Raw genomic sequence first — 26,235 nt, 5'->3', positions numbered from 1 at the left:
CTACCGCACCGTTCAGCCGGAGCGCAGAGCGGCCGATCGCGCGCACAGATCCGCGCGGTTGGCCGCTCCCGTCTTGGTGATGAGACTGGCGATGTGCTTCTCCGCGGTCCGGGGCGAGATGAACAGCCGGTCGGCTATGTCCTTGTTGCTCAGGCGCTCCGCGAGCAGCCGGAACACGTCGAACTCCCGGACGGTCACCCCCTGGGTGCGCAACTCCTCCGGAATGCCGCTGGTGCCGCTGCGGTGCTGGTGCACCGGGGCGCCCAGGCGGCGCAGCCCCGCCCGGCAGGCGCCGGTGACGGCGGCGATGTCGCGTTCGTGGAAGTGGTGTTCGGCGCGCCGCAGCCAGCCCACCGGATCCCCCCAGTCGTCCTGGTGCGCGGCGTCCGCGATCAGCCGCAGTCCCAGATGCTGGGCCAGCGGATACGGCTCGGCCACGGCCAGGGCCCGGTCCACAGCGCCCGCCGCGTCCGCACCGGCGCCCTCCCGGCCCAGCAGGACGGCCTCGGCGAGGTCGACGAACTGCCGGTTCCAGCGCATGCGGGCCATGGCGGTCGCCTTGATCTCCGCGTGCCGGGCCCGGTCGGCGTGACCGTCCAGCACGTCCAGCAGGAGCAGCAGGCCGTGGGTGCCGCTCAGGTGGTAGGTGGAGGGGTTGTCCGCCTCCAGCGCCTCGACCGCCGCCAACTCCGTACGCGCCAGGCCCCGGTTCTCCTCCAGCAGGGCGCAGAAGGCCCGCGCCAGCCCCAGGCAGAGCGGTTCCTCCTGGGAACCGGCGCCGTCCCACTCGGTGAACGCCGCCAGGGCCGCCTCCATCGCCGGCCGGTCCCCGCGATGGGCCTCCAGCGTGGCCTGCGCCATCAGCACGTAGCGCACGGCCGGGGCCAGGCGCAGGCGGCGCACGACGGCCAGGCACTCCCCGGCGGCCGAGCGTGCGGCGCTGTCCTCGCCGCGCAGCACGGCGTCGAGGACGAGGATGCCGTCGACGGTGTGCACGATGTTCACCGAGCCCAGCCGCAGCGCCTCCTGACGGGCCGCCAGCAGTCCCGCGGTGTCGCCCTCGGCGAGCCAGGCGTTGCCGCCCATGCGGGTGGCCGCGTACATGCGCTGCACCGGCAGCCGGTGGCGTTCGGCGGCGGACTGGGCCTGGGCGAGCATGACCGCCGACTCCTGCGGGTCGCGTTCGCGGGCCACGGTGGCGAGAAGTTCCCAGGCCTGGCAGGCGACGACGGGCAGTTGGTGGCGCTCGGCGGCGTCGGCGGCGGAGCGCGCCAGTTTCTCGGCGTGCTGGGTGCGGTCCGGTCCGGGGGTGTCCAGGGCGAGGTAGGCCGCCGTGACGTCCACGGCCGCCGCGGCGGCTTCGTCGGGGGCGGCGGCCAGGACTTCGCGGGCACGGGCGATCTGCCGGTTGCCGTCGCTCCACCGGCCCGCCGTGTGGGCCACCTTCGCCAGCCGTGCGTGCAGCGTTGCCAGACGCTGGGCGCTGAGGCCGGCTCCGCCGAGGGCGTGCAGGTCGTCCACGAGGTCGAAGGCGCGCGCGAAGTCGCCGGCTTCGGCGAGGGCGGGCAGCAGGTTCTCCAGGACCGAGGCCCGGGCCTGTGGATCGTCGGCGTCGGCGAGGAGGGACTCGGCACGGCTGAGCAGGGTCACCGCGGAGTTCAGCGCGCCCGCAGTCAGCGCGCGCCCGCCCGCGTCGGCGTACAGCAGCCCGGCCTCGACCCGGTCGCCGGCCTCGCAGCGCAGTCCGGCGGCCAGGGCGCACCAGTCGCCTTCCAGGGCCGGGTGGAGTTCCTCCACGGCCTGCGCGCCGCGCCGTGCCAGCTCCGCTCGCCGGCCCGGTGTCAGCTGGGTGAACAGGGCTTCGAGGGTGGGGGAGTGGCGGAAGGAGTACCAGTCGGGGGCGGGTTCGTCGGGTACGACCAGCCGGGCGGCGACGCCGGCGTGGAGGTGGCCGAGCAGCGTGCGGTCGTCGACGCCGGTCATGTGCTGCAGGACGGAGAGGGGGAAGCGGCGGCCCAGGACCGCGGCGGCGGACAGCAGGGTCAGGCCCTGGGTGCCGAGCCGGTCGATGCGGCGCAGGATGCCGCGGGCCAGTGTTGAGGAAACGTCACGGCGCAGGTCGCCGACGGCGCGCCAGCCCCCGGGACCCTGCACCAGGGTGCCCGAGCTGATCATCGACTGGAGGAGTTCCTCGACGAGATAGGGGCTGCCCGAGCTGTCCTCCCAGAGCCGGCTGAGCACTTCGGGCGGCACGTCGGCGGGGCTGTCCGCGCCGAGCTGGGCGGCGATCACCTGCTGCACCTGCGGCTGGGACAGCGGCGCCAGTTCGATCACGGTGGCGGCGCCGCGGCGCCGCGCGGACTGGGCGAGGTCGAGGGCGTCGCTGATGTCGGTGCGCACCGTGGCCACCAGCAGCACGGGCGTGTACGCGAGGTTGTCGACCAGGTACTCCAGCACGCCGAGGGTCTCGGGGTCGGCGTCGTGCAGATCCTCCAGGAGCAGCAACTGCCCCGTGCCGCGACCGGCGGCGATGAGCAGGCGCAGCACGGCTTCACCGAGGATGACCATGGAGCTGCTGTCGCGTTCCCCGGTGTCCCAGTCGGGGATGAGACGGCCCAGGACCGGGCGGTACGGTCCGAGCGCGAGGTCGTCCAGGGGGGCGCCGCCGCGGAACAGCGACATCAGCGCCTCGGTGAGGGGGCGGAACGGCACCGCGGGGCCGGTGGTGCTGCTGCGGCCGCGGAGCACGCGCATCCCGGAGCCGAGGGCCCCGCCCACGGCCTCCGCCGCGAGGCGCGACTTGCCGACTCCGGCCTCGCCGACCAGGAAGACGACGCTGCCCATGCCCTGCCTCGCGTCGGCCATGGCGCGTTCGAGCTGGGTGAGTTGAGGGTCCCGCCCGACCAGGGAAGGCGTATGGGAACGCATGAACGCTGATGATAATCGGCGGAATGGGACAGGGGCAGACAGCAGCCGGTGCGCGATCGTCTCGGTGCGTGCTCGTGGCAGGGCCCGGAGCCTGAGGCCCGCGGCGCCGGTGCGGGGCGGACGCGGCGGCGCGGGCCCGCCGTGGCGGGCCCGCGCCATCACGCGGAACGGCAGCTGGACGCCGGTCAGTTGGGGGCGGAGACCGAGGTGTCCAGGGTGCTCAGCGTGATGACGATGCCGCTGGTGAGGACCATGCCGGCCAGCACGCGGGCGCGGGCGCAGGCGCGGTTCCGGCCGGAGAGGGTGATGCCGCCCGCGGCGTCCTGCTCGGCGTGCGCGGTCTCGGCGGAGTCGGTGGCGGTGAACTCGGCGGCGTCGGCGGCGATGAGGTGCTTGTCCATGACGGTGGTCCCTTCTGGTGTCCCGTGCGGGGCGCACGGGGTGGGAGGTGGCAGGAGCCGTTGTGCTGACGAGCGCGGGTGCGGATGGGTCAGTTGTCGGGGTGGTGCAGGAGCAGCACCGAGGGGACGGTGGCGGAGTCGGCCAGGCGGAGCAGTCCGTAGCCGATGCCGGCCAGGCCGGTCATCAGGGCCGGTGAGGGAACGTGGTCGGGGGTGGCGCAGCGGTGGCCGTGGGCCTCGACCAGGGCGAGGACATGCCCGCTGTGCCGTCGCAGGGCCGAGCGGGCCGTGGTGTCGCCCTGGTCGGCGAGGACGGACAGGGCCTCCAGCCGGCCGAGGGCGCCCTGGGTGAGGCTGAGATCGGTGCCGGTGGGGGCGTCCGCGAGGCGGGTGGTGGCGTCGCGGAGTCCGGCGGCTGCCCTTCCGGCCAGTCCGTTCGACCAGGAGAGGTCGGCTTCGCCGCCGGTGTGCGGGGTGGCGTCGAGCAGGGCGCCGGCTGCCGCTTCCACGCCGGCGGCACGCTCGGGCCGGTGCTGGGCCCAGCGCCGCAGCGCCCACCCGATTCCCGCGGTACCGTCGGCGAGACCGGCGGTGGCAGGAAGGAGGCCGTGCGCCGGTGCCGTCAGCAGCAGGTCCGCGATCCGGTCGGCCAGCCGCAGTGCTCCCGCGTCAGCGGTCGCCTCGTACGTGGCGAGCGCGGCGGCCAGTGCGCCGGCTCGGCCCTGGGCCAGCCCGGGGTCGGGACACGCCGCGGCGGCGTGGCCGAGTGCGGTCAGCGCGTCGGGCAGGCAGGCGAGCAGGTCCGTGTCGAGGAGCCGCGCCAGGCGGACGAGGGCGTACACGATCCCGCCGAGCCCGTCGTAGGCGCCGGGTCCGGCAGCCTTGCTCAGTTCCGGGTCCTCGGCGAGCGCCTTGAGCAGGGAGGGGAGCGCACGGATCGCCTCATGGGCTGCCGCGCCGTAGCGCCCGGAGCCGGTGAGCGCCTCGGTGTGGGCGAGGAACAGCGCGACCCCGCAGTAGCCCTGCGCCAGGCCCGCCCCCATCGGCAGGACCGCCCAGTGGTCTCCCGACACCCGTTCCAGGCCGATCCAGTTGGCACGCGAGCCGTCCCGCACCGCGCGGGCGGTGATCTCGTCGGCGATCCCGCACGCGGCGGCCAGCAGACGGGACGGCTCCGGCGCCACCGGCGGCACGGGGGCCGGGGCCAGTTCCGAGCGCGGTCGGTCCAGCGGCGAACGCGCGCCGCGCACCGCGAGGGTGGCCGAGATGATCCATTCCTGGTCGTGGCAGTCGACCTCGTCCATCCGGCCGAGCTTGTCGCGCACCGCCGTCGCGGCGGCCACCGGCAGCACGTCCGTCAGGCGGGTGCCGTCGTCGCCGTGGACCGCGGTGTCGGTGGGGCAGTGGGTGAAGAAGGGGATGTCGCCGCGCCACAGGGCCGCGGTCTCGTGCTCGGCGAGGCGCATGCGCGCGGTGTCGTGCGCGGACTCCGTCCACAGCACCGCGAACACCCCTTCCCGGGCCAGCGCGTTGCCCAGCAGCGCGGGGTGGGTCGACTCCTCCAGCAGCGTGGCGTACAGCCGGGTCGCGCGGGCGATCAGCCGGGCCGGGCGCCGCGCCCAGCGGTCCAGGGGGCCGTCGGCGTCGAGCAGTTCGCCGCGGTGTGCCGCGATCGCCGCGTAGGCGGTGCGGAACCCTCCCAGCAGGGCTGCCGTGTGGTCGGCGCCCGCCAGGGAGGTGCCGTGCGGCAGCGGGTGGTTCTGGGCGGCGGGGCTGGGCTGCGGACCGCGTACCGCCCGCATGGTGTCCAGTCCGCTGTCCTCCCAGCGCAGGCCCTCGCTGGGGAAGGTGCCGTCGGTGTCCCGGCCGAGTGCGGAGATGTCCAGGGCGCCGTGCTCACCGATGAGGAGGTGGGGGAGCAGACAGGTGCGGTGGACCGAGGCGGCCAGGGCGTCCGCGGCCGGGTCGGCCCCCGCCGTCAGGGCCTGCCCGAGACCGGTGTGGAGCAGCGTCTCGGCGTCCACCAGGACCGGCTGGTCGCCGTGGGCGATGACGTTCTCGTAGTGCATGTCGGCGCCGTCCACCGCGTAGAGCAGGGCCAGCAGAGCGCCTTGGCGGCGGTAGAAGGCGTCGGTCTCGGTGACCGAGGTGCACCAGCGGTGCTCGATGAACTCCAGCCAGCCGTAGGTGTCGCGGCGCAGCGTGCGCGGGGTGCGCAGCCGCAGTCCGGGCACCTTGGCGTTGAGCCAGGCGACCAGGTCGTCGAGGAGGGCGTGCTGGTCCAGCGGGCGGGGTTTGTGGACGAGCCGGCTGCCGTCGGCGAAGTGCAGGATCGCCACGGACCGGTTTCCCTGGTGGGCGTCGCCCTGGCCGAGATCGACGCGGACGAGGCTGCCCGGGGCACGGCCGTCCAGGAGTGTGGCGGCCAGGGCCGAGCGGTCGGTCTGGAAGCGGGTGACCAGCTCGGCGGCGGCCTGCGTCGCGTCCATCGCGGTCCGGGTGAGCATCCGGGCCAGCACCGGGTAGGCGGCGAACAGGTCCGCCAGTCCGCGGCGGGTGCCGGCGGCCGCCGTGAAGGAGACGAACCGCTCGCGCGGACCGGTTCCCGCCAGCCGCCCGGCGCGCCGTGCGGCGTGCAGTTCCTGGACCAGGGTGCGGGCGGCCTGCCGGACCAGCTGGCGCGTCAGGCGCTGGGTGAATCCGTCCCGCCACACGATGGCTTCGGCATCCGGGACGCCGCCCGTCAGGTCGGCGAGCCGGGCGGTGGCCGTGGCGACCAGCGGCCCGACGACGGGAGCGAAAGCGTCCGGACCCTCGCCGCCGCCCTCGACCTCGGCGAGATCGTCGGGTGCTGCGGCCAGCACCTCCTCCGCGAAGGACGCCCAGTCGGGCTTGGCGGTCCGCCGGGCCAGGTGGTCGGCGGGCTCCGCGGCCAGCGCTGCCGCCGCGGCGCCGTCCACGCCCAGGCGGTCCAGCCGCAGGGCGAAGCCCTCCGCGTCCCCGACGGCCCAGGGCAGCTGCCCGTGGGCGGCGGTCGCGGCGGCCGCTCCGGGAAGCCCGGGCGCGGCGAGCCGCTCCGTGAGGGTCAGCGCCGGGGCCCACCAGGTGGCGGGCAGTTCGGCGCTCCGGGGAGTCGGGAGGCTGGCGGTGTCGGTCACGAGAAGAAGGTCGCAGACCCCCTGCGGCCCCCGCATGGGTAACCGTCCCCCATATTCTCCCCACCCGCTCCCCACCGGTGGGGGTATGGGGGCCGCGCTGGGGAAACCGCAGGTGGCAGACGTGCTCCGGCGGGGGCGCGGTACGGGTGGGCAGGGGGTGCGGGCGGCCCGACCGGGGTGGGCGGGTGCCGAGTGGGGGGTGAGTCCCCCATGGCTCCCCGTACCGGGGCCCGGTGCGCCCGCGCCACGCGCTGCGGGGCCGGCTGAGCGGCCGGGTTCTGACCGCCCGCCCCGCGTCCCCCGGGGTGCGGGGGAGGGCCGGTGCGCAAATGTGGGGTCCGGCTACCGATGTCCGGGCCCCCGGACGCACGGCACGGTGTGGGCACGTCCCCACGCCAGATTGCCCGCGCAGCCTCAGGGCCGGGCGCACGACCTTCCAAGGAGCAGCAGATGGGAGCACCCGTACCTGTCAGTGTGGTCGCACTCGACCCGGTGCTGGAGGCAGGCATCCGCGCGACCCTGCTCGTCCGGCCCGAACTGACCGTGTGCGAGCCCGCCGACGCGCGGGTCGCCGTCCTCACCGTGGACCGGCTCGGTCCGGCCGAGCTCGACATGGTGCGCGCCACCCGCACCCAGACGCACCGCCCCGCCGTCGTCCTGGTGGCGGGCCTCCTCGCCTCCGGGGACGTCCTGCACGCCCTCGCCGCAGGCGCCCGCGGCCTGCTGCTGCGCCGCGAGGCCGACGCCTCCCGCCTGGCCCACGCGGTGCTCGCGGCCGCACGCGACGACTGCACCCTGCCGCCCGGCCTGCTGGAGGAGCTCCTGGACCAACCGGACGCGTCCGTGCGCGGCTCCGGGGGGTGGAGCGAAGGCATGCTGTCCGAGCGGGAGCGTTCCGTGCTGCGTCTGGTGGCCGAGGGGCACGAGACGGCCGAGATCGCCCAGCGGCTCGCGTACTCGCCGCGCACGGTGACCACCGTCGTGCACGACATCACCCAGCGCTTCAGGCTACGCAACCGCGCCCACGCGGTCGCCTACGCACTGCGGGCGGGCCTGCTGTGACCGCCACGTTGACGGCGCCGCACGCTGCCTCTGCCATGACCGTCACCTTGCCGGCGCCGCCCGCTACCCCCGCCGTCGCGGTGCGCCTCGTGCAGGGCCCGGGCTCGGAACGGGTCCGGGCCCTGGCCGAACGAGCGGGACTGCGGTGCGGAGCGGACGCCTCCGCGTTGACGGTCACGGTGATCGTCGCCGCCGATGCGGGTCAGGCGCTGCGCGCGGCGCGCACCTGCGGGCCGGTGCTGTTCGTATGCGACACCGTCAGCCCGGAGGGCCGTCGGCGGGCCCTGCGTGCCGGAGCGGTCGTCATCGGCGCCGCGGAACTGACCGAGGACGCTCTGCTCAAGGCCGTCCTTCGGGCGGCGCATCCTCATCCGAGCATCCCCTACCCGGAGTTGTCCGGCGTGCTGAGCACCGGTATCCGCCCGGACGCGGCGCCCGCCACCCGCACGCCGGCCCTGACCGCGCGGCAGACCGAGGTCCTGCGCCTGATGGCCGAGGGACACGGAAACGCCGACATCGCCCGGCTGCTGGGCTGCTCCGAACACACCGTCAAGAACGTCATCTACGAACTCATGACCCGGCTCCAGGCACGCAACCGCGCGCACGCGGTCGCTCACGCCGTACGCCATGGCCTGGTCTGAGTCCTGGCACCGCCCGTCGACGACGCGGGGCGCGGGAACGCACGGACCTTGGTGCCGACGGCATCGGGTGCCGGCCCGCCGCCCCGCGCGGTCGTGTCCGCGCAGCCGTGCGAAAGGGTTGCTCAGGCCGCCGGCAGCCGACGCGGCTCGATCCGCTCCTCCACGGCCCGGCCGTCCTCCCGCCGCACCAGGTACGCCGCCTTCCTCGGCAACTCCGCGACCGCCTCGACGAGTTCGGTACCGCGGTAGACCAGGCCCACCCCGTCGTCGGTGCAGTGGGCCTCGCAGAAGGTGCCGTCGGCGACCAGGCGGTGGATCAGCGGGCGGCGGCCCTCGTCGGAGTCGTAGTGCACGCCGTTGCCGTAGGGGAGCAGGGCGAGTCCGTCGGTGACCGCGCGCAGTTCGGGCCCGAAGGAGTCGGTGGTGCCGCCCTGGAACCAGCAGATCGAGCCCGCGCTGACGCCGGCGAGCACCACTCCGGCCCGCCATGCGCGCCGCATGATGTCGTCCACTGCGTGCACCCGCCAGACGGCGAGCAGGTTGGCGACCGATCCGCCTCCCACCCACACCACGTCGTGGTCGAGCACCGTGGCCTCGATGTCGTCGACGTTGGGCATGGGGAACAGCTGCAGCGGAGTGAGGTCGTAGCCCGCCACCCGGGCCGCTTCGGCGACCCGCGCCGTGACGAGCTCGGAGTCTCCCGCGGCGGTGCCGACATGGAGGACGCGCGGACGCCTGCCGTGCACGCCGGAGAGGTCGACCGCGTGCTGGACCAGGGCGTCGAAGAGCACCCGCGTGCGTCGGCCAGGGCGAACACCGCCTGAAGTGGCCACGATGGTGGGTTCGGGTGCCGTCACGCGCGTGATCGTATACCGGTCGACCAGGCGGAAAGCGTGGGCGATCGGTGAAGGCGGTGCGCAGATCGGACGAGTCGGGACGCACTGCCGGCAGCGCGGCGGGGACCGGTGCTCGAACCGGTCCCCGCCGCGCTGTGCCGTGCGGGTTCAGCAGGTGCGCAGGCCCACCGCGGCCGCGTAGCCGGACGGGACCAGAAGGTCGCGCACCGCCCAGCCGGGGGCCGGGTCGGTGGGCGTCGGGCCGGTGCCCAGGTAGTCGAGCGCGGGGTCGCGGACCAGCCCCGTGCCCAGCCCCTTGAGGTAGGCCTCCTTGCGGACCCAGGCGCGGGTGAAGGCCGCCGGCCTGCTGTAGGCGGGCAGGCGGGCCAGCTCGTCCGCCTCCGCCCGGTGCAGTGCCGACTGCGCGCTGAGCATGACCTTCACGGTGGCCAGTTCCTCCACGTCGACCCCGACCGGCGCCGGCGCGAGCGCTACCAGCACCAGCCCGCCGCTGTGCGAGAGCGAGAAGTGCACCCCTGGCGTGGACAGGACGGGCCGCCCGTGCGGCCCGCCGCAGCCGGCACACGGTTCGCGGGTCAGCGGCAGGGCCTCGGCGCGGACCCCCGTGACGACGCTGAGCACTCCCCGCAGCGCGGCGTGGGCGACCACATAGGCGTCGCGGTCCCGGTCGTGGCGGAAGGCGCGGGCGCGGGCCCGTTCCTCCGCGTCGAGGACCTCACCGGCGTGCCGGAGGGTCTGCGCGTCCTGCTCCGCGACCCGCGCCAGGTACAGCTCCAGCGGAGCACGCAGGGCACGGGGCCCGCGCGCGGCCGGGCTGTCGCGCAGCCCCGACAGGTCCAGCACGGCCGGACACAGGCGCTGCGGCAGCGCCACGGGCGAGGCGGGAGCGGCCGGCGGCCCGCACGCGCCGGTGGCCGGCGGGTCGTGCGCCGAGGGACCCGGGAGCCTGCCCGGGAGCTGCTCAGGCATCTGCCTCGGCCAGCCGTCGGCGCAGGCTCAGCGGACGCATGTCCGTCCAGATCTCGCCGATGTGGTCCAAGCACTCCTGCCGGCCGCCGCGCCGCCCCTCCGGGTGCCAGCCCGCGGGCAGTTCACGGTCCGCCCGCCAGATCGAGTACTGCTCCTCGTCGTTGCGCACCACGAGGTACTCCTCGTCGGTGTCCGGGCGGGCCTCCTCGGCGTCCGCGCCGTTCGCGAAGTCGGTTTGCGTCACGGTGAACCTCCCGCGGGTGATGGGGCCGGCCGCAGGTCACGGCCGACGCCGACAGCGTGCCCGGGCAGCGAAGGCCGGGGTCAGGGACGAACGCGCCGACCCCGCGGCACGTGTTGCTGCCGGATCTTCTCTGTCGGCACCACACCGCCGCGCGGGAGGGTGCTCTGCGGCCGGAGAACCCGGCGAACCCGGGGCGGACCACCGTCCGCCCCGAGGCCGGTCGCTTTTCCGCACCCCCCTTTCCGGAAGGAGCACGCGATGTCGGACGAGCACGCACCTGTCCTGCTGCCGGGCGGAGGCTGGCGGCTGTGGGAACAGTTCGCGCTGCGCGGCCCGGGCTTCCCCGCCGACGGCGTGCTGCGCCTGGCGCCGCCTGGACTGGCCGAGGCCGCCGACAAGTTCGGCCCCGACGCGCCGCTGTCCGGCCCCGAGTGGGACGGCTTCACCGCCGAACTCGCCATCGCGGCCGTGCACACCGCCCGCCATCTGCAGGAGGTCGCCGCCGGGCCCCGCTTCCAGGCGGCCCTGGCCTGGCAGAACCCCGCCGTGCTGCGCACGGGCATCGCCCCGTTTCTGCGCTGGAACCCGGACACCGACGCGCGCAGCAGCATGCCCCGTCAGCGTGAGGAGCTCGTCGCGCACTACTGGCAGCGGTTCTGCGTGAAGAACGACACCATCGGCTTCTTCGGCCCGGTCGGCTGGGGACGCTGGGACCTGGACGCGGCGGACGCCGTCTCCAGCAGCCCCGGGGACACCTTCCTGGCCGCCGCGGAGGTCTACTTCTCCGGCTGGGCGATCGACGCCGTGGCGAAGGTGCTGGCCGAGGACGCCGCGCTGATGCGCTGGATCCCCCCGCGCCGCGTCTCCATCGTCCGCGTCGCCGGCACCACCGTCCAGGTGCCCGGACGGCCCGCACAGCCGGTGGACGAGCGCGCGGCGGCGGTCCTCGAACTGTGCGACGGGACGCGGCCGGTGGCCGAGATCGCCGCCGCGCTCGACCTGCCCGAGGACGACGTCGTCGCCCTCGTACGGGAGCTGGCGCGCAAGCGCTGGGTGCACTGGCGCCTGGAGGTACCGGCGGCCACCCACCCCGACCGCGCCCTGCGTGCCATCGTGGAGCGGGTCCCCGACGCGGCCGCACGCGACCGTGCGCTGGCCAAGCTCGCCGTTCTGGAAGGCGGACGCGACGCCGTGCGCGACGCCGGTGACGACGCCGGCGCGCTGACCGCCGCGATCGGCGCGCTGGAGGCGGAGTTCGCCGCCCTCACCGACACCGAGGCCCAGCGCGCCAAGGGCGCCCGCACCGCACCCTGCCGCGGCTTGGTCTATTCCGACACGCGCCGCGCGGCCACCGCCACCGCGGGACCGGCCCTGCTCGCCCACCTGGAGCCCCTCCAGCTGTGCCTGACCGCCGCGCGCTGGATGACCAACCGCTTCGCCGAGGGCATCCGCGACCGGCTGCGCACCGCCTACGACCGGCTCGCCGCCGACGGCCCCGTCGACCTCGCCACCCTGTGGCTGCACACCCTGCCCTCCCCGCACCCCGAGGCCGGCGACCTCATCGACGCGGTCCAGGGCGAACTGCGCGCCAAGTGGGCCCGCCTGCTCGACATCCCGCACGGCGCGCGCCGCGTCCGGCTGACCACCGCCGACCTCGCCGCCCGGGTCCGCGAGGAGTTCGACGAGCCCGGGGATGGCTGGTCGCTGGCCCGCTACTTCAGCCCCGACGTGCTCGTCGTCGCCGAGGACGAGACGGCGCTGGCGCGCGGGGACGTGGAACTGGTCCTGGGGGAGATGCACTGCGCCCTGAACACCATGGGCGCCTCCCTCTTCGTCCACCAGCACCCTGACCGCGACGCACTGATCGCCGAGACCGGCCGCGATTTCCCCGCCCCGCGCCTGCTGCCCATGCTCGCCAAGGAACTGCCCCTGAAGTGGTCCACCCGCAGCCGCCCCTCGCTCGACCGGGACCAGGACCACTACGTGGCGCTGGTCGACCAGACCGGTGACCCGTACCGGCCGCGCACCGTGCTGAGCGCCGATGTGCCGGTCCAGGATATCGACGGCCGGCTGACCGTGATCCTCCCCGACGGCACCCGCTACGACCTCCTGGACGCCTACGCCAACACCCTCACCCAGCGCGTGATGGACCGCTTCACCCTGCGCCCCGAGGGCGATCACACCCCGCGGATCAGCGTCGACCGCATGATCCTGGCCCGCGAGACCTGGCAACTGCCGGTCGCGGACGCTGACTTCGCCGACGAGAAGTCGGAGGCCGCACGATTCGTACGGGCCCGCCACTGGCAGCGCCGGCACGACCTGCCGCGCTTCGTGTTCGTCGTCTCCCCGACCGAACCCCGCCCGTTCTACGTCGACTTCGACAGCCCCGTGTACACCACAATCCTCGCCAAGGCCGCCCGCCGCCTCGCCCGCCAGGACTCCGGCGCCCGTCTGAAGATCAGCGAGATGCTGCCCACCCCCGAGCAGGCCTGGCTCACCGACGCCGACGGCCGGCGCTACACCTCCGAACTGCGCTTCGTCGCCGTCGACCAGACCGTTCCGGCCGAGGGGAGCCGGTGATGCGCACGTTCGCCGACGACCTCGCCGCCCACGCCGCCCGGCACCCGCACCGCGTCGCCCTGGACACCCCTGACGGCCCGGTGACCTACCGGCAACTCCACGACCGCACCACAGAGCTGACCCGCCTGCTGCGCGCCCGCGGTGTGCGGCCGGAGAGCGTCTGCGCCGTCGCCGTCGCACACGGTCTGGACGCCGTCGCGGCCATGACCGCCGTCCTGCGCTGCGGCGCGGCCTTCCTCACCTTGGACGTCAGCCAGCCTCACGACCGGCTGGCATCCTTCGTCCGCAGCGCGCACGCCCGCCTGCTGCTGACCACCACCGCGCACGCGGCGCACCTCGACCTCGGCGTTCCCGTCGTCCACCTGGACGCACCGCGGACCGCGGGCGCCACCGAGGAGCCTGCGCTCCCGCCCGTCGATCCCCGGGCCCTGGCCTACGTCAGCCACACCTCCGGCAGCACGGGCGAGCCGAGCCCTGTCCTCGTCGAGCACCACGCGCTCGACCGCTATCTGCGCGACACCGCCCGGGCGTTCTGCCTCGGCCCGGACACGGTGGCTCTGCAGATGGCTCCACTGGGCTACGACGCCTCGATCCGCGACACCTTCACACCGCTGCTGGCGGGGGGCCGTCTCGTGGTGGTGGAGCGCGCCCGGCTGTTGCGCCCGGCCGAGTTCGCCCGCACCGTGCGCGAGCACCGTGTCACCGCTCTGCTCAGCGTCACCCCGTCCTTCCTCACCCACCTCGCCGGACAGCGCGACCTTCCCGACCCGCTGGCCGGCGTCACGCTCGTCGCGTCCAGCGGCGAGTCCCTGCGTCCCTTCCTCACGGCCGGCGGCCGCTCCCTCGTCCCCGGCCGCCTCGTGAACCAGTACGGCCCCACCGAGTGCACCATGACGACCAGCCGCCACGACGTCGCGGTCCATCCCGATCCGGACGACGACATCGTCGGACTGCCCCGGCCCGGGACCGTGATCCGCGTCCTGGGCCCCGACCTCGCCCCCGTCCCCGAAGGCGCGGTGGGCGAGGTGTACATCGGCGGCACCGGACTCGCCCGCGGCTACGGCGGACTTGCGGCCCGTACCGCCGCCGTGTTCGTCCCCGACCCCTACGGACCGCCCGGCTCCCGCATGTACCGCACCGGCGACCTCGGCCGGTGGAGTCCCCAAGGGCTGCGCTACGAAGGCCGCGGCGACCGGCAGATCAAGATCCGCGGCTACCGCGTGGACCCTGCCGAGATCGAGGGAGCCCTGCTGGCCCACCCGGCCGTGAGCGGGGCCGTCGCCACCGCGCACACCGACGACCGCGGCCGCGTCTACCTGGCGGCGCACGTCACCGGGGACGCCACGGTGCCGGACGCCGCCTTGCGCGCCCATCTGGCCCGCACCCTGCCGCCGCACCTGATGCCGCGCCGCTTCCACCGCCACGCCACGCTGCCCACCACCCGCGGCGGCAAGGCCGACCGCGGCCGCCTGGGCGCCGGAAGCCCCGCATGAGCACGACGACCGCCACCGGCCATCGGAGCATGCTCCACATGCGGTCTGCGGCCACGCGTGTCGCGGACCCCCTGCACGGGCCCACCGCCCTCGCGGCCGCCGCCGCGCGCATCGCCCCGTACGTCGTGCGCACCCCCCTGCTGCCGGGGCCGATCACCGCGGCGTGTGGCCCGCGCCTGCTGTTGAAGGCCGAACACCGCCAGACCGGCGGCTCGTTCAAGACCCGCGGTGCCGCCAACGCCGTTCTCGCCCTGGGCGCCGACCGCGTCGTCACCGGCTCCTCGGGCAACCACGGCATCGCCCTCGCCCGCCTCGCCCGCACCCTGGGCCTGGAACTGACCGTCGTCCTGGCCGCGGGCGCCGCACCCGCCAAGGCCGCCGCCATCCGCGCCCTGGGCGCCCGCACCGTCCAGGTCGGCGGGGGAGTGGCCGAACGCGAGGCCCGCGCCCGGGCACTCGCCGAGACGACCGGCGCCGTCCTCGTCCCTTCGTCCGACCACCCCCTGGTGATCGCGGGGGCGGCGACGGTCGGCACCGAACTCCTCGCCGACGCCCCCGACACCGAGGCGGTCTACGTCCCGGTCGGCGGCGGCGGCCTCCTGGCGGGTGTCTGTCTCGCCGCCGGCCCACACCCGGTCCGGGTGGTCGGCGTCGAGCCCGCCCGCACCCCGCGGTACGCCCGCTCCCTGGCCGCCGGACACCCCGTCCAGCTGCCCCCGAGCGACACCGTCGCCGACGGTCTGCGCGGCCAGCGGCCCGGACACCACACCTACCCGATCATCCGCGACCGGGTCGACGACCTCATCGCCGTGGGAGAGGCCGAGATCCTCGCCGCGGCAGCCCTGCTGCGCCGCCATGGCGTGGACGCCGAACCCAGCGGCGCCGTCGCCCTGGCCGGAGCCCTGCGCGCCGGCCGCCGCGAAACCGCCGTGGCCGTCGTCTCCGGCGGCAACACCGCCGCCCGTCTGCACACCTGCACCGCACCCACCACCGCTCAGGAGGACACGCCATGACCGAGAACACCGCCACCGCCACCAGCACCCTCGACCTGCTCGTCGACATCTTCCGCGATGTCCTGGACTACGCCGACCTCACCGCGGACACCGACTTCTACGAAGCCGGCGGCGACTCCCTGACCGCCTTCCAGATCACCGGCCGCCTGCAAGAGATCCTCGGCTGCGACGACGTCCCGGTCTCCCTGGTCTTCGCCTACCCCACCCCGCGCGACCTCGCCGAGGTCGTCGACGCCGACTTCGGCCGCCTCTGAACCGCGGACACCGTGGTCACGGCCGGACCCCCAGGCCCCGCGCACCTCCACCCGTGCGCGGGCCGGGGCCACCGGCCGGCCCGCTGCCGCACCCTCCGCCCACCTCGTCCCGCGCGCGTCAAGGAGTGCCGTCTTGACTGCCTCTCCCGCCTGAAGGCGGGGGATTCCAGCGGTCGCCCGCTGGAATTCCTGCTTCACCGACGACCGCCCCTGCCCGGGAGGACTCCCGTTGAGGTCTTACACCGTCTCCACAGGCTGTCGCCGCCAGCCCGGCGGCCAGAATGTTGCGTGCCGCGTTCACATCGCGGTCAAGCACCGCACCGCAGTGCTCACACGTCCACGCACGGACATGCAGCGGCAGCTTCGCCGCGACCGTGCCGCAGGCCCCGCACAGCTTCGAGCTGGGGAACCACCGGTCGACCACGACGAGTTCGCGCCCGTACCAGGCGCACTTGTACTCAAGCATCAGCCGCAGGTCCGTCCAGGCCGCATCCGAGATGGCGCGCGCCAGCTTGCCGTTCTTCAGCAGGTTACGGACGGTCAGGTCCTCGATCACGACCACTTGGTTCTCGCGGACGAGTCGAGTCGACAGCTTGTGCAGGAAGTCCCGGCGCCGGTCGGCGATCCGCGCATGGACCCTGGCGACCTTGCGTCGGGCCCTGGCCCGGTTCGCCGAGCCCTTCGCCTTGCGGGACAACTTCCGCTGCGCCCTGGCCAGACGGGCACGGTCTCGGCGCTCGTGCCGCGGGTTGGCGATCTTCTCCCCCGTGGACAAGGTCACCAGCGACGTGATCCCGGCGTCCAGGCCGACCGCCGCCTGCGTGGCGGGGGCCGCGGCGATGGTGTCCCCGCACAGCAGGGACACGAACCAGCGGCCCGCCGCATCCCGGGACACGGTCACCGTTGTCGGTACCGCACCCTCGGGCAGCGGCCGCGACCAGCGGAGGTCCAGGGGCTGCGCCACCTTCGCCAGCGTCAGCTTTCGGTCGTGCCAGGTGAAGGCGCTGCGGGTGTACTCGGCCGACGCCCGGGACTTCTTCCGCGACTTGTAGCGGGGGTACTTGGGGCGCTTGGCGAAGAAGTTCCCGAACGCTGTCTGAAGATGGCGCAGCGCCTGCTGCAGCGGGACGGAGGACACTTCCGTAAGGAAGGCGAGTTCCTCGTTCTTCTTCCACACTGTCAGTGCGGCGGAGGACTGCCCGTAGGAGATGCGGCGCTGCTCGCCATACCAGGCCCGGGTGCGCTCCTCCAGCGCCTTGTTGTACACCAGGCGGACGCAGCCGAACGTGCGCGACAACTCCGCCGCCTGCTCGGCCGTGGGGTAGAAGCGGTACTTGAACGCCCGCTTGACCTGCCGCGCCATTCCTCACGTTCTATCAGATGCCCTATGGGTCACGGGTGTTGGCCGGTATCTGGTGAATGTCGGTTCGCCCTGGCGGCGAACCGGCTCTTCCTGCCCTGCCTCGCAGGAACTTCGTTTCCTCCCCTGGCTGAAGCCGGGGGTATCCACGAAGGAGAGACTCGATGACCGAAGACCTCGCCCCGTTCCTCGGCCGCTGGCGCCTGTGGAACCAGTTCGCGCTGCGTGGCCCGGGCTTCCCGGCCGACGGCGTGCTGCGGCTGGCTCCCCCCGGTCTTGCCGAGGCGGCGGACAAGTTCGCCCCCGACACCCCGCTGTCCGGCCCCGATTGGGAGGCCTTCGCCGGCGAACTGGCCGCGGCGGCCGTGGAAACCGCGCACGTCCTGCAGGACATCGCCCGCACCCCGGCGTTCCGGCAGGCGCTGGCCTGGCAGAACAGGCCCGTGCTGCGCACGGGTATCGCCCCGTTTCTGCGCTGGAACCCGGACACCGACGCGCGCAGCAGTATGCCGCGTCAGCGTGAGGAGCTCGTCGCGCACTACTGGCAGCGGTTCTGCGTGAAGAACGACACCATCGGCTTCTTCGGCCCGGTCGGCTGGGGACGCTGGGATCCCGCGGTGCCCGGGGCGCAGGTCGACCCCGGACGCGGACTGATCGCGGACTCCGCCGTCTACTGGGCGAGTTGGGGGATCGACGCGCTCGCCAAGATGCTGGACGCCGACCCGCGCTCGCGCGGCTGGATCGCCCCGCGGCGGGTGCCGTTCGTCGTGGTGCACGGGGACGAGGTACGCGTGCCCGGCAGGCGGCCCGCGACGGTGTCCGCCACCGCGGCGGCCGTCCTGGCCCGCTGCGACGGGGTCCGTACCGCCCGCGACATCGCCGCCGACCTGCCCGGCACCGACGTCCCCGCGACGCTGCACGACCTGGTGGCGCGCCGCTGGATCACCTGGCGGCTGGAGGTCCCGGCGGACACCCACCCCGAAGACGCCCTGCGCGCCTGGCTGCTGAGCATCGGCGACCCTCAGCTCAAGCGACGCGGCCTCGCCGCCCTCGATCTGCTGGAAGCATGCAAGGAGAAAGTGGCCGCCGCCACCGATGAGGACGAACTCCTGTCCGCCCTGGCGGAGTTGGAGCGCGATTTCACCGATCTCACCGACATGGCCGCCGTCCGCGAGAAGTCCGCGTCCACCGCCCCCTGCCGCGCGCTCGTCTACGGCGACACGAGGCGCTCCGCCACCGCCCGCCTCGGCCCGGCCGTGCTGGAGGCGCTGTCACCCCTGCGCATCCTGATGGACAGCGCGGGCTGGCTCACCTCGCAGCTCGCTGCGACCGTGGACGCCGAGATCCGGGCGGTCCATCGCCGACTCGCCGCGGACGGTCCGGTCGACCTGGCCTCGTTCTGGTTCGCGTGCCTGCCCGTCCTGCACGGCACCGCCCGTACGGCAGCCGGCGACCTGCAGCGGGAGTTCGCCGCCCGCTGGCAGCGGATCCTCGCAGTTCCCGAAGACGCCCGCAGGGTCAGCCGGCGGGCGACCGACATTGCGCCGGCCGCACAGCGGGAGTTCGGCGGCGGGGGAGGCTGGACCGCCGCCCGCTACCTCAGCCCTGACATCATGATCGCCGCAGACGGTCCCGAGGCGGCCGCCCGCGGCGACCTCACCCTCGTCCTCGGCGAACTCCACCTCGCCGCCAACACCTTGGGCGCGTCGCTCTTCACCCACCAGCACCCCGATGTCGACGAGCTGTTCGCCCAGACCGATCAGGACCATCCCGGCCCGCGCCTGCTGCCGCTCATCCCCAAGGAGCACCGCGCCCGCCTCTCCGCCCGCGTCCGCCAGACGCTGGTGCGGCCCCAGGACTACCAGGTCGCCCTCTCCGACTTCACCGCCGACCCCGCCCGTCCACGGGCCGTCCGCAGCGCCGACGCTCTCGTCGAGGAGTGCGCCGGAGGCCTGGTCGTCCGCCTGCCCGACGGCGCGGTCTTCCCCGCGCTCGACGTCTTCTCGCACGTCCTGACCACGCTGTCCATGGACCTCTTCCAACTGCTGCCGCGAGCCGCCCACACCCCCCGCGTCACCGTCGACCGCATGGTGGTCGCCCGCGAGACCTGGCAGCTGCCCGCCGTGGACGCAGTCTTCGCCGACGACAAGGACGAAGCCCGGCGCTTCGTCCGGGCACGCCAGTGGCGCACCCGGCTCGGCCTGCCCCGCTACGTCTTCGTGGTCTCGCCGACGGAGTCCCGGCCCTTCTACGTCGACTTCGACAGCCCGGTCTACGTGACGATCCTCGCCAAGGCCCTGCGCCGCCTGGCCCGCAAGGATCCGAAAGGCACGGCCACCTTCACGGAGATGCTCCCGACCCCGGAACAGACCTGGCTCACCGACGACGAAGGACGGCGCTTCACCTCGGAGTTGCGGTTCGTCGCCTTCGACACGGAAGGGGAGTGAGCCCAGGACGAGGAAGCTGCCTTCCGGGCTGCGATCGCCGGCATCAAAGCCGGCGACCTGCCCAAGCATCCACAAGCGCCATGCCCTCCACGCCGCCACCAGTCCGCCGTCAGTCGAGCAGCCCAAGTTCCGTGTCCGGGCGGCAGTGGACACGCGGCGCCACCGTACTGCCGCAGAGCATCGAGGGCCTGCTCCCGGCTGACCGGCCGGCACCGACCGCTCTTGGCCGCCGCCCAGCACTCGCCGGTGTGCACGGCGTCGAGGTTCGCCCGGTTCAAGCCGTACTGGATCAGCCAAGCCGGAGGCGGCGGTCGCCGCTCCTCTCCCTGACGACGCTCGGCCTCACGCCGCTCCTCGGCAGCGATCCAACCGTCGACCCGGCTCAGCGCCGCCGTCACCTGCTGCACCCCGACGCGGCGTGCGAAGTGGAGCAGGTCGAGAGGAGACGGCCGGTCGTTCACATTACCGTCGGCCTGATGGGCCGGACGAGCTTTGGCGTCCGGGTGCCCCCGCACGAAGTCCGTCCATGACGATGTCCAGCAGGCGTGTCGCCTGCGGCTGCCAGTCATCGTGCGGGGCGAGCTGCCACAGGCCGGCGATGGCCAGCATGAAGTCGTCGGCTGTGACGCCGGGACGGATCGCACCGGCCTCCTCGCAGGCGTGGAGCAGGAGGCCGGCAGCCTCGGTCACTGGGGTGTGGCCCGGTTTCGCCGCCTTCCCGTGCGAGGTGCTCAGGGCCTGGCGGATCGCCTCCGCCAGGCCGGCCTTGGTCATCGCGAACCGGGCGAGGTGGTCCATCCATGCCCGCAGCGCGCGGTCGGGTTCCATGGTCTCCAGCAGCACGGACGCGGTGTCGGCGATCTGCTGTACTCCGTGGCGGTAGAGCTCGAGGACGAGCGTCTCGCGGTTGGGGAAGTTCCGGTAGAACGTGCCCTGGCCGACGCCCGCCTTCTTGGCGATCGCGCTCAGCGGGGTGTCGGCGGCCCGGGAAAGCTCGGTGAGGGCCACTTCCAGAATGCGTTCGCGGTTGCGTTGCGCGTCCGAGCGCAGGTGCGGGTCGTTCCTCTGCCGCACTCGTCCTCCTCGCCGACTTGTGTCCGAAAGCGGTCCTTGAGAACCGGACAGTTGTCCACTACGTTCGACCGATAGCGGACAACTGTCCGCTTGAGTTCACTCTAGCGTCGGACTGACGCCCCGACGTGTCCAGGACACGTGAAAGAAGGCTGAACATGGCCCCAGCCCCCTCGTCAACGTCCAGCGACATCACCCTGAACATCAACGGCGAGAAGCACAGTCTGCCCGTCGACCACCGCACCACCCTGCTCGACGCCCTCCGCGAGCGCCTCAACCTGACCGGTACCAAGAAGGGCTGCGACCAGGGGCAGTGCGGCGCCTGCACGGTACTGCTCGACGGACGCCGGGCGGTGTCATGTCTGCAACTCGCCGTGGCCGCCGAAGGGCGCGAGATCACCACCATCGAGGGCCTGGCCGAGGGCGACCAACTGCACCCGGTGCAGCAGGCGTTCCTCGATCTGGACGGCTACCAGTGCGGCTACTGCACCCCCGGCCAGATCTGCTCGGCGATCGCGGTGATCGAGGAACACGCGGCCGGCTGGCCCAGCGCCGTCACCGACGACGTCCGCCCCGAGGCCGGACCACCACCCCTGAGCGCCGAGGAGATCCGGGAACGGATGAGCGGGAACCTGTGCCGCTGCGGCGCGTACGTGTCGATCGTCCAGGCCGTGGCCCGGGCAGCGGAAGCGAAGACCGAGGAGACGGCAGCGTGAGGGAGTTCGCATACGACCGTGCCCTCGACGTCTCCGGGGCCCTGGCCCTGCTGGACGCCGACCCCGACGCCCGGTTTCTCGGCGGCGGCACCAACCTCGTCGACCTGATGAAGGCCGGCGTCGAGCGGCCCGCCCGCCTGGTCGACGTCCGCGAACTGCCGCTGGACGGCATAGAGTTGACGGCGGACGGCGGCCTGCGCATCGGCGCCACCGTCACCAACAGCGACCTCGCAGCCCATCCCGAGGTCCGCCGCCGCTACCCGGCGTTGGCCCAGGCGGTACTGGCCGGTGCCTCCGGTCAGCTGCGCAACATGGCCACCGTCGGAGGCAACCTGCTCCAGCGCACCCGCTGCGGCTACTTCACCGACGTGACCAAGCCCTGCAACAAGCGTGTGCCCGGCAGCGGTTGCCCCGCGATCGAGGGCGAGCACCACAACCACGCCATCCTGGGTGCCTCCGAGCACTGCGTGGCCATCCACCCTTCGGACATGGGCGTCGCGCTGACCGCCTTCGACGCGGTCGTCTCGTACGAAACCGCCGACGGGCCCGGCGCATTGCCCCTCGCCGACTTCTACCTGCCGGTCGGTGACACCCCGCACCGCGAGACCGCGCTGCCGCCGGGCGCGCTGATCACCGGCGTCACCCTGCCGCCCGCTGCGGTGGCCGCCCGATCCCGCTACCGCAAGGTGCGCGAGCGTGCCTCGTACGCCTTCGCCATCGGCTCCATCGCCGCCGCGCTCGACGTCCAGGACGGCGTCGTAGGCGACGTACGCCTCGCCTTCGGGGCGGTCGCATCCCGGCCGTGGCGGGCGACGGCGGCCGAACGCGTCCTCCACGGAGCGCCTGCCGACGCCGAGACCTTCGCCGCCGCCGCGGACGCCGAACTCGCGGCGGCGAAACCGCTGCCGCACAACGCATACAAGGTGACCCTCATGCGCAACCTCGTCGTGGCCGTGCTGACCGAACTGACCGAGGAGGCCGCCCGATGACCACCACCCCCACGGCACGCAAGAACGCCGTCGGCACCGCGCACACCCGCGTCGAAGGCCGCGACAAGGTCACCGGAGCCGCCCGCTACGCTGGCGAGATCCCGTTCGCCGACCTCGCGTACGGCTGGCTGGTGCTGTCCACGGTCACCCGCGGCCGAATCCGTTCCATCGACACCGCCGACGTCCTCGCCATGCCCGGTGTGGTAGCCGTCCTGCACCACGGCAACGCCCCGCGGGTCGAGACGGGGTACGTCGGTGTGCTGGGCGTCCCGGACCCGACCACGGCCGTCTTCCAGCACGACCGGGTGCCGCACGCCGGCTGGCCGGTGGCGCTGGTCGTCGCCGACACCTCCGAACGGGCCCGGGAGGCCGCCGAAGCGCTGGTCGTGCACTACGAACAGGAGCCGCACGACGTCGACTTCACCAGCGAGCACCCCGACGCGTACCCGCTCGACAGCCATGGGCCGGCGGTGATCGAGAAGGGCGACCTGGAGGCCGAACTCGCCGCTTCCGCGGTGGTCGTGGACGCCGAGTACACCACCCCCGAAGAGCACCACACCATGATGGAGCCGCACGCGGCGACCGCCCGCTGGGACGGCGGCCGTCTCGAAGTCGTCGACTCCAACCAGGGCACCTTCTGGGTCGCGAGCGAACTCGCGCAGATGTTCTCACTCGACCCGTCCGCTGTCCGGGTGCGCTCCGAACACGTCGGCGGCGGCTTCGGCAGCAAGGGCATCCGCGCACACCAGGTGGCCGCCGTCATGGCCGCGACCGAACTGCAGCGCCCGGTCCGCGTGGTGATGACCCGCCGTCAGATGTTCTCCCTCACCGGCTACCGCAGCCCCACCCGGCAGCGCCTGCGGCTCGGCGCCGATGCCGACGGCCGGCTGCGCGCGCTGGAGCACCGTTCGCTCAGCGCCACCTCCACCGTGCACGAGTTCATCGAATCGGCTGCCGGCCCCGCCCGGACCATGTACGGCGCCGACGCCCACCACACCGCCAACCGGCTCGTCCGGCTCGACGTGCCGACCCCCACGTACATGCGCGCGCCGGGCGAGGCACCGGGATCGTTCGCACTGGAGTCGGCGATCGACGAACTCGCCGAGAAGTGCGGTCTCGACCCGATCGAACTGCGCGCCGCAACGACCCCGCGGCGGGCCCGGTGTCGGGGCTGCCGTTCAGCGGCCGCAACCTGATCGCCTGTTTCAGGGAAGGCGCCCGCAGGTTCGGCTGGGCCGACCGCGACCCGCGCCCCGGCCTGCGCCGCGAGGGACGCTGGCTGCTCGGCACCGGCACAGCGGCCGCATCCTTCCCGGCGGGTGCCGGCCCGTCCACCGCGGCCGTGACGGCGGAGGCGGACGGCACCTTCACGGTGGGGGTCAACGCCGCCGACATCGGCACCGGCGCCCGGACCGCACTCACCCTGATCGCCGCCGACGCCCTTCAGACCGCGACGGAACACGTCCGGGTGCGCATCGGCGACAGCGACCTCGGCCCCGCGTTCATCGCCGGCGGCTCCATGGGCACCCGCTCCTGGGCGTGGGCGGTCATGGCCGCCGCACAGGAGCTGCGGGAGAGGCTCGCCCTCGGCGCCGACATCCCGCCGGAGGGGGTCACCGTACGGTCCGACACCACGGAGGCCCTCGCCGCCCTCGCCAGGACGGAACGACACTCCTTCGGCGCCCAGTTCGCCGAGGTCGCCATCGACCCCGCCACCGGCGAGGTCCGGGTGCGCCGCATGCTCGGCATCTTCGCGGCCGGCCGGATCGTCAACCCGCTCACCGCCCGCAACCAGTTCGTCGGCGGCATGACCTGGGGCATCTCCATGGCCCTGCACGAGGAGGCGGTCCGCGACCGTGCCCTGGGCAGCCACTACGGCGCCGACCTCGCCGGCTACCACGTAGCCTCCCACGCCGACGTTCCGGCCATCGAGGCGGACTGGATCGACGACCCGGACCCCGACGACCCGGTCGGCATCAAGGGCATCGGCGAGATCGGCATCGTGGGGGCCGCCGCGGCCGTCGCCAACGCGGTCTGGCACGCGACCGGCGTACGCCACCGGGACCTGCCGATCCGCCCCGACCGCGTTCTGATGGCAGGCGTCCATGCTTGATCTCGCCGGGGACCTGCTCCGCTGGATGGAGGAGGGCCGCGCGTTCGCCGTCGCCACCGTCGTGGCCGTCGGCGGCAGCGCCCCGCGCGGCCCCGGCGCCGCCCTCGCCGTCGACAGCGAGGGCACGGTGATCGGCTCCGTCTCCGGCGGCTGCGTGGAGGGAGCGGTGTACGACCTCTGCGTCCAGGCGCTGCAGCACGGCGAGACGGTCGTCGAACGGTTCGGATACAGCGACGAGGACGCCTTCGCGGTCGGTCTGACCTGCGGCGGGATCATCGACATCATGGTCACCCCGGTCGGCACGGAAGCGCCTGGGAGACCGGTGCTCCGGTCGGCCCTGTCGGCTGCCGTCCGGGAGGAGCCGGCAGCCCTCGCCCGCGTCGTACGCGGCCCCGCCGATCTCCTCGGCACGGCCCTGCTGGTGCGGCCGAGCGAAGCGGTAGGGGAGCCATCCCGGCCCTCCCGGGCCAGCTCGTACGAAGGCGCACTCGGCGGCCACACGGAACTGGACCGTGCGGCGGCAGGTGAAGCCCGTGCCATGCTGGACGCCGGCCGCACCGGCACGGTCGAGCTGTCGGCGGACGGCTCGCGCTGCCCCGGTGGACTGACCCTGCTCGTCGAATCGAGTGTGCCTCCGCCCCGCCTGATCGTCTTCGGGGCGATCGACTTCGCCGCGGCACTCGTACGGGTGGGCAAGTTCCTCGGCTACCACGTCACCGTGTGCGACGCCCGCCCCGTCTTCGCCACCACGAACCGCTTCCCCGAGGCCGACGAAGTCGTCGTCGACTGGCCGCACCGCTACCTGCGCGGCACCGCGACCGACGCGCGCACGGTGCTGTGCGTGCTCACCCACGACGCCAAGTTCGACGTGCCCCTGCTGGAAGCGGCCCTGCGGAGGCCGGCCGCGTTCGTTGGCGCGCTGGGCTCACGGCGTACGCACGCCGACCGGGAAAGACGGCTGCGGGAAGCGGGCCTGACCGACGGGGAGTTGGCCCGGCTGAGATCGCCGATCGGCCTCGATCTCGGTGCCCGCACACCCGAGGAGACGGCCCTGTCCATCGCGGCGGAGATCATCGCCACCCAACGAGGCGGAACGGGCGCGCCCCTGACCGGGTCAGGCAGACCGATCCACCCCGAGGAGGAGACGCACGACGCGGAGACGAGTCCCGGCCCCTGGACGCGGAGCACCGCGCCGATGCGAACGTCCATGCCGAGCTTGCGGTAGCGGCCGAGGCCATGCGCCGCGACGTACGCATGGACCGTAGGCTCCGAGCCGCCCCGACGGCGCACGGCCGACGCGCGGTCCTGACGTTGCCGTCTCCGGAGTGGGGCGACGCGCACTGAGCGCACGGCTCGGCGCCCTTCGCGACCGCGACCTGGTCCCTTCGTGACACACACCTTCGAAGAGGTCGTGGAGATGCGATGCGCCGCCGACCGGGCGCACGCGACCGTGCAAGCTCTACGCGACCGGCGATCCGCCCGCCTACGAGACCGCGTGGCAGGCATGGCGCGACCTCGCACGAGATGTACAGGCTGCGGTCACCGAGCCAAGAAGAAGAGGAGTGGGTGGATCAGGCCCGGGCGGCGCGCGAGGGGATCGGGCGCCGCGGGTGTTTCTCTCCGGCGCAGTCGGCCCTCTGAAGAGCTTCGCGGGTATCTGGCGGGTGGGGGCGTTGGCCCCGCTGCGAGGAGCGCCGACCGCCACGGACACGCTATGATCGATCTTGAGTCGATCGCCCGCTCTGGGCCTTCGAACATGCGTTGGTGGTCTAAGGAAAGACGCCCCGCTTCCTGCGGGGAGATGCAGGTGCAAGGCCTGCCCGGCGCTCCACTGTGCGAGCCCCCATCCCGCCGTCACCGGGATGGGGGCTCGCACCGTTTTGCGGGGCTCAGCGATCGCGAGCGTGCGACCGCGCTTCGCTGCGCGATACCTCGCACT

Annotated in this window: 17 protein-coding genes and 3 pseudogenes; 11 read left to right on the top strand and 9 right to left on the bottom strand. The window is 73.7% G+C overall.

The genetic code is table 11. From position 1 onward, the window contains the following. Nucleotides 1–12 precede the first annotated feature (12 nt). From ACIGDI_RS34180 to ACIGDI_RS34170, 3 genes are all read right to left on the bottom strand, one after another. The gene (locus tag ACIGDI_RS34180; RefSeq protein WP_399904971.1) at nucleotides 13–2,928 is read right to left on the bottom strand and encodes an AAA family ATPase; all 2,916 of its coding nucleotides are present in this window, start codon (nucleotides 2,926–2,928) and stop codon (nucleotides 13–15) included. A gap of 185 nt (nucleotides 2,929–3,113) precedes the next feature. Then, complete coding sequence (locus ACIGDI_RS34175; protein WP_399904968.1) at nucleotides 3,114–3,329, bottom strand: hypothetical protein; 216 nt, start codon at nucleotides 3,327–3,329, stop codon at nucleotides 3,114–3,116. Nucleotides 3,330–3,418: 89 nt separating this feature from the next. Further along, a complete protein-coding gene (locus ACIGDI_RS34170; RefSeq protein WP_399904965.1) occupies nucleotides 3,419–6,487 on the bottom strand; it encodes a type 2 lanthipeptide synthetase LanM family protein in 3,069 nt (1,022 codons plus the stop codon). 450 nt (nucleotides 6,488–6,937) lie between these two features. On the opposite strand from ACIGDI_RS34170, the gene ACIGDI_RS34165 reads away from it, so the two are divergent. After that, the gene (locus ACIGDI_RS34165) at nucleotides 6,938–7,549 is read left to right on the top strand and encodes a LuxR C-terminal-related transcriptional regulator (protein ID WP_399904962.1); all 612 of its coding nucleotides are present in this window, start codon (nucleotides 6,938–6,940) and stop codon (nucleotides 7,547–7,549) included. 35 nt (nucleotides 7,550–7,584) lie between these two features. Next, nucleotides 7,585–8,190, top strand: coding sequence for a LuxR C-terminal-related transcriptional regulator (locus ACIGDI_RS34160; RefSeq protein WP_399904960.1), 606 nt, complete (start codon nucleotides 7,585–7,587; stop codon nucleotides 8,188–8,190). Nucleotides 8,191–8,312: 122 nt separating this feature from the next. Here ACIGDI_RS34160 and ACIGDI_RS34155 read toward each other — a convergent pair whose 3' ends face one another. The 3 genes from ACIGDI_RS34155 to ACIGDI_RS34145 form a co-directional block, all read right to left on the bottom strand. Further along, on the bottom strand, nucleotides 8,313–9,047 hold the full coding sequence (locus ACIGDI_RS34155; RefSeq protein WP_399904958.1) for a Type 1 glutamine amidotransferase-like domain-containing protein: 735 nt from the start codon (nucleotides 9,045–9,047) through the stop codon (nucleotides 8,313–8,315). A gap of 147 nt (nucleotides 9,048–9,194) precedes the next feature. Next, the gene (locus ACIGDI_RS34150; protein ID WP_399904955.1) at nucleotides 9,195–10,016 is read right to left on the bottom strand and encodes a 4'-phosphopantetheinyl transferase family protein; all 822 of its coding nucleotides are present in this window, start codon (nucleotides 10,014–10,016) and stop codon (nucleotides 9,195–9,197) included. Continuing rightward, nucleotides 10,009–10,260 (bottom strand): MbtH family protein, encoded by a 252-nt coding sequence (locus tag ACIGDI_RS34145; RefSeq protein WP_399904952.1) that lies wholly within the window; start codon nucleotides 10,258–10,260, stop codon nucleotides 10,009–10,011. The genes ACIGDI_RS34150 and ACIGDI_RS34145 overlap by 8 nt, the downstream gene beginning before the upstream one ends. A gap of 258 nt (nucleotides 10,261–10,518) precedes the next feature. On the opposite strand from ACIGDI_RS34145, the gene ACIGDI_RS34140 reads away from it, so the two are divergent. Genes ACIGDI_RS34140 through ACIGDI_RS34125 form a run of 4 tightly spaced genes read left to right on the top strand, consistent with a single transcriptional unit; the run spans nucleotide 10,519 to nucleotide 15,600 of the window. Next, nucleotides 10,519–12,840, top strand: a complete 2,322-nt coding sequence (locus tag ACIGDI_RS34140; RefSeq protein WP_399904949.1) for a lantibiotic dehydratase — start codon at nucleotides 10,519–10,521, stop codon at nucleotides 12,838–12,840. After that, nucleotides 12,840–14,333, top strand: coding sequence for an amino acid adenylation domain-containing protein (locus ACIGDI_RS34135; RefSeq protein ID WP_399904946.1), 1,494 nt, complete (start codon nucleotides 12,840–12,842; stop codon nucleotides 14,331–14,333). Before ACIGDI_RS34140 ends, ACIGDI_RS34135 begins: the two co-directional genes overlap by 1 nt. Further along, a complete protein-coding gene (locus ACIGDI_RS34130) occupies nucleotides 14,330–15,346 on the top strand; it encodes a threonine/serine dehydratase (RefSeq protein WP_399904943.1) in 1,017 nt (338 codons plus the stop codon). Before ACIGDI_RS34135 ends, ACIGDI_RS34130 begins: the two co-directional genes overlap by 4 nt. Continuing rightward, nucleotides 15,343–15,600 (top strand): acyl carrier protein, encoded by a 258-nt coding sequence (locus ACIGDI_RS34125; RefSeq protein WP_383664270.1) that lies wholly within the window; start codon nucleotides 15,343–15,345, stop codon nucleotides 15,598–15,600. Before ACIGDI_RS34130 ends, ACIGDI_RS34125 begins: the two co-directional genes overlap by 4 nt. Before the next feature lie 153 nt (nucleotides 15,601–15,753). Here ACIGDI_RS34125 and ACIGDI_RS34120 read toward each other — a convergent pair. Continuing rightward, a pseudogene (locus ACIGDI_RS34120) lies at nucleotides 15,754–16,963 on the bottom strand (RNA-guided endonuclease InsQ/TnpB family protein); the annotation flags it as partial. Nucleotides 16,964–17,124: 161 nt separating this feature from the next. Between ACIGDI_RS34120 and ACIGDI_RS34115 the strand changes: the two are divergent. Then, nucleotides 17,125–19,407 (top strand): lantibiotic dehydratase, encoded by a 2,283-nt coding sequence (locus ACIGDI_RS34115; RefSeq protein WP_399904941.1) that lies wholly within the window; start codon nucleotides 17,125–17,127, stop codon nucleotides 19,405–19,407. Between the two features lie 206 nt (nucleotides 19,408–19,613). Here ACIGDI_RS34115 and ACIGDI_RS34110 read toward each other — a convergent pair. Continuing rightward, nucleotides 19,614–19,976: pseudogene (locus ACIGDI_RS34110) on the bottom strand (hypothetical protein); the annotation flags it as partial. Beyond that, nucleotides 19,870–20,481: a TetR/AcrR family transcriptional regulator gene (locus ACIGDI_RS34105; RefSeq protein ID WP_399904938.1), complete on the bottom strand. Its 612-nt coding sequence runs from the start codon at nucleotides 20,479–20,481 to the stop codon at nucleotides 19,870–19,872. The gene ACIGDI_RS34105 and the pseudogene ACIGDI_RS34110, both read right to left, overlap by 107 nt. Before the next feature lie 155 nt (nucleotides 20,482–20,636). Between ACIGDI_RS34105 and ACIGDI_RS34100 the strand changes: the two genes are divergently transcribed. The 4 genes and pseudogenes from ACIGDI_RS34100 to ACIGDI_RS34085 all read left to right on the top strand — a co-directional run bounded on the left by ACIGDI_RS34100 (nucleotide 20,637) and on the right by ACIGDI_RS34085 (nucleotide 25,521). Next, nucleotides 20,637–21,194 carry a (2Fe-2S)-binding protein gene (locus ACIGDI_RS34100; RefSeq protein ID WP_399904935.1) on the top strand — a complete coding sequence of 186 codons (558 nt, stop codon included), beginning with the start codon at nucleotides 20,637–20,639 and terminating at the stop codon, nucleotides 21,192–21,194. Beyond that, nucleotides 21,191–22,183, top strand: a complete 993-nt coding sequence (locus ACIGDI_RS34095) for an FAD binding domain-containing protein (RefSeq protein WP_399904932.1) — start codon at nucleotides 21,191–21,193, stop codon at nucleotides 22,181–22,183. The genes ACIGDI_RS34100 and ACIGDI_RS34095 overlap by 4 nt, the downstream gene beginning before the upstream one ends. Further along, nucleotides 22,180–24,296: pseudogene (locus tag ACIGDI_RS34090) on the top strand (xanthine dehydrogenase family protein molybdopterin-binding subunit). The gene ACIGDI_RS34095 and the pseudogene ACIGDI_RS34090 overlap by 4 nt, the downstream one beginning before the upstream one ends. Then, on the top strand, nucleotides 24,289–25,521 hold the full coding sequence (locus tag ACIGDI_RS34085; protein WP_399904929.1) for an XdhC family protein: 1,233 nt from the start codon (nucleotides 24,289–24,291) through the stop codon (nucleotides 25,519–25,521). Before ACIGDI_RS34090 ends, ACIGDI_RS34085 begins: the two are co-directional and overlap by 8 nt. Nucleotides 25,522–26,235 lie beyond the last annotated feature (714 nt).

The organism is Streptomyces sp. NPDC085900 (assembly GCF_044540925.1).
Taxonomy (GTDB): domain Bacteria; phylum Actinomycetota; class Actinomycetes; order Streptomycetales; family Streptomycetaceae; genus Streptomyces; species Streptomyces gilvifuscus.
Note: the sequence above shows the minus strand (reverse complement) of the source record. Positions and strands in the feature narration are given on the sequence as shown.